This window comes from Prosthecobacter sp. (assembly GCF_044378005.1).
Taxonomy (GTDB): domain Bacteria; phylum Verrucomicrobiota; class Verrucomicrobiia; order Verrucomicrobiales; family Verrucomicrobiaceae; genus Prosthecobacter.
Map to the genome: position 1 here is coordinate 1 of NZ_JBILYB010000189.1, position 9,556 is coordinate 9,556.

Below are 9,556 nucleotides of genomic sequence, written 5' to 3' on the forward strand. Positions count from 1 at the left end.
GATCTCGCGCAGGGCGACCTCGGCTGCTACGGGCAAAAGCTCATCCAGACGCCGAATCTCGACCGCATGGCGGCGGAGGGCACGAAGTTCCCGCAACTCTACTCCGGCACCAGCGTCTGCGCGCCATCGAGATCATCGCTGATGACCGGCCTGCACATGGGCCACTGCCCCATCCGCGCGAACCGTGAAATCCAGCCCGAGGGGCAAAAGCCCCTGCCTGCCGAGGTTCCCACTGTCGCCCAAGTGCTGAAAAGCGCTGGTTACGCCACCGCCTGCACCGGGAAGTGGGGCATGGGCATGTTCGACACCACCGGCAGCCCTTTGAAAAAAGGCTTCGATCACTTCTACGGCTACAACTGCCAGCGCCATGCCCACAGCTACTTCCCCAAATACCTCTGGAACGACGACCAGCACGTCGAGCTCGATGGCAAGACCTACGCCATGGACCTCATCGGCAAGGACACGCGCGACTGGGTTAGAAGCCACGCCAGCAGCCCCTTTTTCCTCTACCACGCCATCACCCTGCCGCATGGCAGCTTTGAGATCGACGACCTCGGCCAATACCAGGACAAGCCCTGGACCAAGCTCCAAAAAACCTACGCAGCCATGGTCACACGTCTCGACCGCGAGGTCGGCCAGCTCATGGACCTGCTGAAGGAACTCAAGGTTGATGAAAACACCCTGGTCATCTTCTCCGGCGACAACGGCGCGTCCTTCGAACCCAAATCCGAAGTCGGCAAACTCTTCGACCAGTCCATGGGCGGCAAGCTGCGCGGCTTCAAGCGCTCGCTTTATGAAGGCGGGCTGCGACAGGCCGGCATCGCCCGCTGGCCGGGGAAAGTGCCTGCGGGCCGCACCAGCGAGGAGCCCTGGGCCTTCTGGGACTTCCTGCCCACCGCCGCCGAACTCGCCGGAGTCGAACTCAAATCCCCGCACGACGGCCACTCCGTCGTCGAGCTGCTCAAAGGCGGTCCCGCTCCGAAACGCGAAGCCTTTTACTGGGAACTCCACGAAGGCACCTCCCTCCAGGCCGTGCGTTTTGGCGGCTGGAAAGCCGTCCGCAACGGCCCCGCTAAGCCCATCGAGCTCTACGACCTCGCCACCGATCTCGCCGAGTCGAAGGACCTCGCTGCGGAAAAGCCCGACCTCGTCGCCAAAGCCGAGTCTCTCATGAAAACCCTGCGCACCGAGCACGCCGACTGGCCTCTCGTGATGAAGCAGCCGGGAAAGAAGAAAGCAGCGAAGAAGAAGCAGTAACTCCAGCCCGTTCATTCCAGCCATGCGCCCCATCCTCGCTGCCCTTCTCGTCATCTCCAGCCTTCAGGCTCAAACGCCTGCACCGACCGCCAAACCCGCCCCAAAACCCACACGCGCTCCCACCGCGGCGAATGTCGCCTACGGCACGCATGAACGTCAGGTGCTGGACTTTTACAAAGCCGAGTCCGCCAAGCCCACGCCGCTGCTTTTCTTCATCCACGGCGGCGGCTGGGTCGCTGGCGACAAAGCGAGGCCCGGCAGCCTCGAAGAATGCCTCGCCGCAGGCATCTCCGTGGTTTCCATCAATTACCGTTACTCCTGGCAGGCCCAGCGCGAGGGTGTCATGCCGCCTGTGAAATGGCCGCTGGAGGATGCAGCACGCGCTTTGCAGTTCGTGCGCAGCAGGGCAGGGGAGTGGAACATCGACAAGCAGCGCATCGGAGCCAGCGGTGGCAGTGCCGGAGCCTGTAGCAGCCTTTACCTCGCCTTCCACGACGACATGGCCGACCCGAAAAGCAGCGATCTCATCGCCCGCGAGTCCACCCGCCTCTGGTGCGCCGCCGTGAGTGGTGCCCAGACCTCGCTCGATCCGAAACAGCTCATCGAGTGGACCCCGAACAGCCGCTACGGCGGCCACGCCTTCGGCTTCATGGACCCGAACGACACCAAGACCCGCGACACCCGCTTCGCCGAGTTCCTGGAAAAGCGCGAGTCCGTGCTGAAATGGATCAAGCTGTACTCCCCCTACGAACTCGTCAGCAAGGACGACCCCGCCGTCTATCTGCACTACAGCTCCGCTCCCGCCATCGGTCAGCCGCAAAAAGACCCCACCCACACAGCGAACTACGGCGTGAAACTCCAGGAGCACTGCCGCACCATCGGTACCCAGTGCGAACTCGTCTATCCCGGTGCTCAAGAGGTGAAGCACAAGGGCATCTCGGAGTTCCTGATCACGACTTTGAAGAAGTGACCCTCAGCCCAGCGGCCTGAGCTTGTTCAGGACGCCATGAAAGGCAGTCCAAGCTCTGGGTTTTTCCAGTGTCAGGCATCTTCCTGCCCACCTCCCTTTGACAGCCGGGGGGGACCGTGCAAGATGCCGCGCTTTCCGGCCCCGCGATGCCGTAGCATAGGCTTTCTAGCCTGTGAAACCCGCCCCCGAAAGCGCCCAAATCATACGCTTTCCCTCAAAACTCCGACATTCGTCATTCCGAATTCGACATTTTTTCATCATGCCCAAAGACACCTCCATTAAGACCATCCTCGTCATCGGTTCCGGCCCCATCGTCATCGGCCAGGGCTGTGAGTTCGACTACTCCGGCGTTCAGGCCTGCAAGGCTCTGCGTGAGGAAGGCTACCAGGTGGTGCTCATCAATTCCAACCCGGCCACCATCATGACGGACCCGGAGTTCGCATTCCGCACCTACATCGAGCCGATCAACCCCGAGATCGTCGAGAAGATCATTATGATCGAGAAGCCGGACGCGCTGCTGCCCACACTCGGCGGCCAGACGGCGCTGAACTGCGCCATGTCACTCTGGAATGCCGGCACGCTGACGAAGCATGGCGTGCGCATGATCGGCGCGAATGCGGAGGCCATCGAGAAAGGTGAGGACCGGCTCAAGTTCAAGAACGCCATGCTCAAGATCGGGCTCGATCTGCCGCAGTCCGGCGTGGCGCATACGATTGAGGAAGCCCGCGCCATCGCCGAGCAGATCGGCACCATGCCCCTCATCATCCGCCCCGCCTACACACTCGGCGGCACCGGCGGTGGCATTGCTTATAACAAAGAAGAATTCGAGACCATCACGGCGAACGGTCTCGATCTCTCGCCAGTTACGGAAGTGCTCATTGAGGAATCCTTGCTCGGCTGGAAGGAGTTCGAGATGGAGGTCATCCGCGACAAGGCGGACAACTGCGTCATCATCTGCTCCATCGAGAATCTCGACCCCATGGGCGTGCATACCGGCGACTCCATCACCGTCGCGCCGATCCAGACGCTCACGGATCGCGAATACCAAATCATGCGCGACTTCTCCTTCGCCTGCATCCGCGAGATCGGCGTGGAGACCGGTGGGTCAAACATCCAGTTCGCCGTGCATCCCGACACGGGCCGCATGATCGTCATCGAGATGAACCCGCGCGTCAGCCGCAGCTCCGCGCTCGCGTCCAAGGCCACCGGCTTCCCCATTGCGAAGATCGCCGCGAAGCTCGCCGTCGGTTACACGCTCGATGAGCTGAAGAACGACATCACGCGTCACACGCCCGCCGCGTTCGAGCCCACCATCGACTACGTCGTCACCAAGCTCCCGCGCTTTACCTTCGAGAAGTTCCCCGGTGCCAACGAGACGCTCACCACGCAGATGAAAGCAGTCGGTGAGGCCATGGCCATCGGCCGCACCTTCAAGGAATCCATGCAGAAGGCCCTGCGCAGCCTGGAGATCAAACGCTTCGGCCTCATCGGCGATGGTGCCGATGTTGTGGTCGATGACGAGACCCTCACCACCAAGCTCTCCGTGCCGAACGCTGAGCGCATCTTCTACCTCGGCCTGGCCTTTGCCAGAGGTTGGGATGTCGAGAAGGTCTTTTCGCTCACGAAGATCGACCGCTGGTTCTTGAGGCAGCTGGAGGAAATCGTGAAGGAGCAGCAACAACTGGACTCCACCGATATCCGCAAAGCCAAGCGCATGGGCTTTTCCGACCGTCAGATCGCCATTGCCAAAGGCATCACCGAAGGTGCTGCTCGTGCCGAGCGCAAAGCCGCTGGAGTCATCCCCACCTACCGCCTCGTGGACACCTGCGCGGCCGAGTTCGAAGCCTTCACGCCTTACTACTACTCCACCTACGGCATCGAGGACGAAGTGCGCGACAACGACCGCAAGAAAGTCATGATCCTCGGTGGCGGCCCGAACCGCATCGGCCAGGGCATCGAGTTCGACTACTGCTGCGTCCATGCCAGCTTCGCCCTGCGCGAGCTCGGCTACGAGACCATCATGGTCAACTCCAACCCCGAGACCGTCTCCACCGACTACGACACCAGTGACAAGCTCTACTTTGAGCCCCTCACGCTCGAAGACGTGCTCAACATCTACGAGCGCGAAAACCGCCACGACCAGGTGCTCGGCGTCATCGTCCAGTTCGGCGGCCAGACGCCGCTGAATCTCGCCAAAGGCCTCGAAGAAAACGGCGTCCGCATCATCGGCACCTCGCCGAAGAACATCGAACTCGCCGAAGACCGCAAGATGTTCGCCAAGCTGCTCGACGATCTCGGTTTGCACCAGGCCGAAAGCGGCACAGCCACCTCGTTGGAGGAGGCCCTCGCCATCACGGCGCGCATTGGTTACCCCAGCCTCGTGCGCCCCAGCTTCGTGCTCGGCGGCCGCGCCATGCAGATCGTCTATAGCGACGCCGAACTCACCCACTACATGAAGAACGCCGTCGAGGCCACGCCCGACCGCCCCGTGCTCGTGGACCGCTTCCTTGAAGACGCCACCGAGGTCGATGTCGATTGCATCAGCGACGGCGAGACCACCGTCATCGGCGCCATCATGGAGCACATCGAAGAAGCCGGCATCCACTCCGGCGATAGCGCCTGCGTCATCCCGCCCTTCAGCCTCAGCAACTCGATGCAGGACCGCATCCGCGACGCCGCCAAGAAGCTCGCCAAAGCCCTCAACGTCCGCGGCCTCATGAACATGCAACTCGCCGTCAAAGGCGACGACTTGTATGTCATCGAAGTCAACCCCCGAGCCTCCCGCACCGCGCCCTTTGTCAGCAAAGCCATCGGCGTTCCGCTGCCCAAGCTCGCCGCCAAGATCATGGCCGGCAAGACCTTGAAGGAACTCGGCTTCACTGAGGAAGTCATTCCACGGCATCACAGCGTCAAAGAAGCCGTCTTCCCCTTCAGCAAGTTCACCGGCGTGGACATCATCCTCGGCCCCGAGATGAAAAGCACCGGCGAAGTCATGGGCATCGACGATGACCTCGGCATGGCCTTCGCCAAAAGCCAGATGGCCGCCGGCGGCACCCTACCCACGAAGGGCAACGTCTTCATTAGCGTCAAAGAAACCGACCGCCCCAACGTCGTCCGCATCGCCAAAGGCTACGCCGACCTCGGCTTCACCCTCTACGCCACCAGCGGCACCGGCAGCGTCATCTCCGAGGCCGGCATCCCCGTCAACATCCTCCCCAAACTCGCCAGCGGCCAGCGCCCCAACGTCATCGACCTGATGAAAAACAAGGACATGGCCCTCGTCATCAACACGCCGAGCGGCAAAAACCCCCGCGAAGACGAAGTGAAGATCCGCACGGCGGCGATGCAGAACCGCATCCCGATCATGACCACGCTGCGTGGCGCCGATGCCGCGCTTCGGGCCATCAAGTCACTGCAAGGCAGCGAGGTGCAGGTGCGGGCGTTGCAGGAGTATCATAGTTAGCAACAGATCGACCGGTATACACGTTTCCAAACATCATGGCGATACAACGACAGTCCAATCTGACAGAAGCCAAAGAGTGGTTTGGCCGTCTGGATGCGGATTTCCGTGCGAACGCTGCTATCCGTCATTTGGATGGAAATATCGAGATCGAGAATTTCTTCCGTGACTTGTTACGTCAACTTTACGGGTGGTCTTTGACAAACGCCAACTGGAGTGAGTCCATAAATCAGGATTCATTTGATCTTGAGGACAGTTCAAATCGAATCGCCGTGCAGGTTACAAGCACGATGACCGCAGCAAAGATTAGGAAAACGCTCACTTCGTTTATCGAGAATCACCGCTCTCGTTTTACTCGGCTCGTCTTTGTTTACCCGTTCATAACCAAGACGGCGTCCGAGGCGAACTTCAGCAAACAATTGTCGGGGTTCCCGTTCGATTCTGACAATGACAGAATTGATCTTGGAACTTTGCTGCAACGCATTCAGAATCTCGGAATCACGGAGCAAGACGCAGCACTGCGATTGATTCGTCAAGAACTGAAGCCGCTTGGCCAAGCGCTTCAAATGGGTGTCGATCAGACCGTCGAAGTGATCATCTCCATTATTCGCTACATCTCAGAAACCACACCCGACCCGAACAACCTGCCTGAGTTCAAGCCGGATGCTCCTGGCAAGCTCGAACGATTCAAAGCGCATGCAGAGTTTCTAAAGCGCCAGTTTCTCAACAACGTCACCTGCTACCGTGCTGTCGAGGAAGCACGCCAAGCCGTGGGTTACGATGCAGCAAGAGCACCTCGCTGTGCGGCTTGGCTTCGGGAGAAGAGCCTCTCTGCATTGGAAAACCACGGCAACGATGCGAGGCTGGCGTTCGAATCGATTGTCTCTCATCTTGTAGAGCGGGAGCACAAGGCGGGGCGAGATTGCGAAGAGCAGGCTGTTCGTTATTTCCTCGCCGACGAGTTCGGGAGGTGCAACGTCTTCCCAAATCCAAACACATGACTTCGCTCATCTCCAAAGATGAACCCCTCAAGTCGTCCATCGTTCATGTGGGCTACTTGATCCTGAAGCGGCTCGACAAAGCCCAGGATGGAAGGCTCTCACTAAGCGAGATTGCCTCACATCTTGGTAAGCGGGGTGTGAATCGATCTCGCCCCATAATGTTTGCTCTCATTTTCCTTCATTCTGTCGGCGTGATTGATTTCAAGGCTCCCTACATCTACAAACTGTCGTCATGATGCTCCGCCTGCACAGACTCTCCTCCGAGCCAAAGCTATTTGAGCCGATTGAATTCTTTACAGGGATCAATTTGATTCTTGGTGAGAAGTGGGACGATGGGCAGACGCAGGGGAGGAAGGTCAATGGTGTTGGCAAGAGCCTATCGGTGGAGTTTTTGCACTTTGCACTTCTCCGTGATTTCACAGACACGATCTCTTCCCGGCAGATGCGCTTGGCAATGCCTTCGCCTGCGAGCCGGCGCTGCATCTCGTGAAGCGAGACATCCTCACGCTCGAACAAGGCAAACTCGTGGCTCGTGAAGCCTACCAGCAACGGGAGTTTCTCGCGTCCACCGATGAGCGCTTCCGCCCTGTGAGCATGACCACGGGGCCCGATGGAGCGCTTTATGTCATCGATTTTTACCGGGGCATCATCCAGCACCGCATCTCCCTCAGTCCCTACCTGGAAAAGTACATTCAGGACCACGACCTCGTGGATCCACGCGGCCTGGGACGGATCTGGCGCATGGTGCCTGAAAAGGCGAAGACACGTCCGGCACCGAATCTGACGAAGCTTGGCAGCGCCGAGCTCGTCCCGATTCTCGCTCACGCGAACTCGTGGCACCGGGAGACCGCCCAGCGCCTGCTCGTCGAGCGTGCGGATGCCGCAGTCGTCCCCGCGCTGGAAGCGCTCACACGCGGCGAGGTCGCGCTCGGCCGTCTGCATGCCTTGTGGACGCTCGATGGAATGGGCAAGAGCACCTGGCCGGTGATCGAGAAAGCGCTCGCGGATGCCGATGCCCGCGTGCGCAACAGTGCGGTGCGCATCGCAGAAGGTTTCTTCGCCGGAGAAGGGCGTGCTGCGGCAGTGACCAGGCTCATCGCCCTTTCCGCCACAGAAGCGGACTCGCAGGTGCAGACTCAAATCGCCCTGACGCTGGGCGAGTGCAACGACTCGGCCGCCGATCAGGCCATGGCGGCGATGGCCAGCCGCGTGCCCGATCACCCTTATCTGGCCGAAGCCATCCTCAGCGGGATCAAAGGCCGCGAACTGGAACTGCTGGAGCATTGCCTTGCCAACGGAAGCGGCAAGACGCTGATCCCAAGCCTGGCGGGCTGTGTGGCTGCCGAACGCGATCCGGCCCGTGTCTCACGGTTCCTGGCAGTCGCGGAGAAGGCCGGTGCCACGCCTCGCAAAACGCTGCTCGCTGGCTTCACCGCCAATGCGGCGGACTTCACACGCCGGAAGGTGAAGCTCGATGCCAGACCTGCTTTTCTTGACACGTCCGGCACTGAAAAGGTGGCGGACATGCTGACCTGGCCGGGCAAGCCTGCGCCCGCAGGCTTCAAGCTGCCGCGCCCGCTGACGGCTGATGAGCAGAACCGTTTTAAGATGGGCAAGGCGCTGTACTCCGGCATCTGCGCGGGCTGCCATCAGCCAAATGGTTCAGGCCTCGAGGGCATCGCCCCGCCGCTGATTGATTCCGAGTGGGTCACGGGCTCGCCCGAACGGCTCAGCCGCATCGTCCTCCACGGCGTGCGCGGCTACCTCACGGTCAAGAAGAGGCGTTACCAGCTCGACATGCCTCCGCTGGGCGCGTTGGGCGATGAACCTCTGGCGGCTATCCTCACCTATCTCCGGCGCGAGTGGGAGCATGGCGCGGAGCCGATCTCGCCGGACTTCCTCAAAGCGATCCGCGAAAAGGAAGCGCGACGCACCGATTCCTGGACGGAACAGGAGCTGCTCAAGATTCCGTGACCGTGACTTGCTGAAAGGAGCAAGGCTCACTCACGCCAGCGCCTCTTGGCAATACTGCACGCACTTCTTCACCTCGGCGACGGCGGTGGAGCCTTCGGGGATCTTGTATTCGAGCTCGATCTCGGCGGGGAAGGTCCACTTCTCTTTATTCATCAACTGCAGCACTTCCTTGATCGGTGGGTCAGCCAGCACGCACGAAAACGAGTGCTCAAGCTTTCGTTACCCCGCCAAAAGCGCCCCTGGCTGGACGCCATCTTCCGCCAAATTGAAGCCCGTCCACCGCCCTCTGCCTATTCCGGGATGAACAGTCTTATTCAGACATGTAACCCTGTCGCAATCAGCCTCTGATCCTTTGGATGCGCGAAGCCCTGACCGCGCCCACCGAAAGTCTGAGTTTCCGGCAAACTCGGGCGGGGGTCACTCGTTACCAACCGCCCATGAAGTCCCTCCTGTCTCTTTTGACCTTCCTGTCCTTTGCTTCTGCGCTCTGCGCGGCGGATCGGCCCAACATCCTCTTTCTCTTCTGCGATGACCTCGCCAGTCAGGTCATCAGCGCCTACGGGGAAAAGCGCAAGCTGCTGGAGACGCCGGGCATGGATCGCATCGCCAAAGAAGGCATCCGCTTCAATCGCTGCCTCGTCACGAACTCCATCTGCGGGCCCATGCGTGCCGTCATCCAGACGGGCAAGTACTCTCACCAAAACGGCTTTTACAACAACAGCAACAGCACCTTTGACAGCAGCCAGCAGACCTTTCCGAAGCTCCTCCAAAAGGCAGGTTACACGAATGCGGTCATCGGCAAATGGCACCTCATGACCGACCCCGTGGGCTACGACTACTGGAACGTGCTCCCCGGCCAGGGCGCGTATTACAACCCCGCCATGATCGACAATG

General features: G+C 60.3%; 9 protein-coding genes. 8 read left to right on the forward strand and 1 reads right to left on the reverse strand.

The window, feature by feature from the left end:
* From AC6FTP_RS23605 to AC6FTP_RS23635, 7 genes are all read left to right on the forward strand, one after another.
* Positions 1–1,257, forward strand: a 1,257-nt coding sequence (locus AC6FTP_RS23605; RefSeq protein ID WP_497209364.1) for an arylsulfatase, incomplete at its 5' end; no start/stop codon positions are given.
* A 22-nt stretch (positions 1,258–1,279) separates the two neighbouring features.
* Positions 1,280–2,227, forward strand: a complete 948-nt coding sequence (locus AC6FTP_RS23610; protein WP_497209365.1) for an alpha/beta hydrolase fold domain-containing protein — start codon at positions 1,280–1,282, stop codon at positions 2,225–2,227.
* A gap of 259 nt (positions 2,228–2,486) precedes the next feature.
* Complete coding sequence (carB, locus tag AC6FTP_RS23615; protein ID WP_497209366.1) at positions 2,487–5,690, forward strand: carbamoyl-phosphate synthase large subunit; 3,204 nt, start codon at positions 2,487–2,489, stop codon at positions 5,688–5,690.
* 35 nt (positions 5,691–5,725) lie between these two features.
* On the forward strand, positions 5,726–6,688 hold the full coding sequence (locus AC6FTP_RS23620) for an SMEK domain-containing protein (protein ID WP_497209367.1): 963 nt from the start codon (positions 5,726–5,728) through the stop codon (positions 6,686–6,688).
* Entirely contained in the window at positions 6,685–6,924 is a 240-nt protein-coding gene (locus AC6FTP_RS23625; RefSeq protein WP_497209368.1) for a hypothetical protein, read from the forward strand. Before AC6FTP_RS23620 ends, AC6FTP_RS23625 begins: the two co-directional genes overlap by 4 nt.
* Positions 6,921–7,178: a hypothetical protein gene (locus AC6FTP_RS23630; RefSeq protein WP_497209369.1), complete on the forward strand. Its 258-nt coding sequence runs from the start codon at positions 6,921–6,923 to the stop codon at positions 7,176–7,178. Before AC6FTP_RS23625 ends, AC6FTP_RS23630 begins: the two co-directional genes overlap by 4 nt.
* Positions 7,166–8,662: a DUF7133 domain-containing protein gene (locus AC6FTP_RS23635; protein ID WP_497209372.1), complete on the forward strand. Its 1,497-nt coding sequence runs from the start codon at positions 7,166–7,168 to the stop codon at positions 8,660–8,662. Before AC6FTP_RS23630 ends, AC6FTP_RS23635 begins: the two co-directional genes overlap by 13 nt.
* A 30-nt stretch (positions 8,663–8,692) precedes the next feature.
* On the opposite strand, the gene AC6FTP_RS23640 is transcribed toward AC6FTP_RS23635, so the two are convergent.
* Complete coding sequence (locus AC6FTP_RS23640; protein ID WP_497209370.1) at positions 8,693–8,854, reverse strand: hypothetical protein; 162 nt, start codon at positions 8,852–8,854, stop codon at positions 8,693–8,695.
* 245 nt (positions 8,855–9,099) lie between these two features.
* Here AC6FTP_RS23640 and AC6FTP_RS23645 point away from each other — a divergent pair.
* Positions 9,100–9,556 (forward strand): sulfatase-like hydrolase/transferase (locus AC6FTP_RS23645; RefSeq protein ID WP_497209371.1); only part of this gene is annotated, 457 nt, incomplete at its 3' end.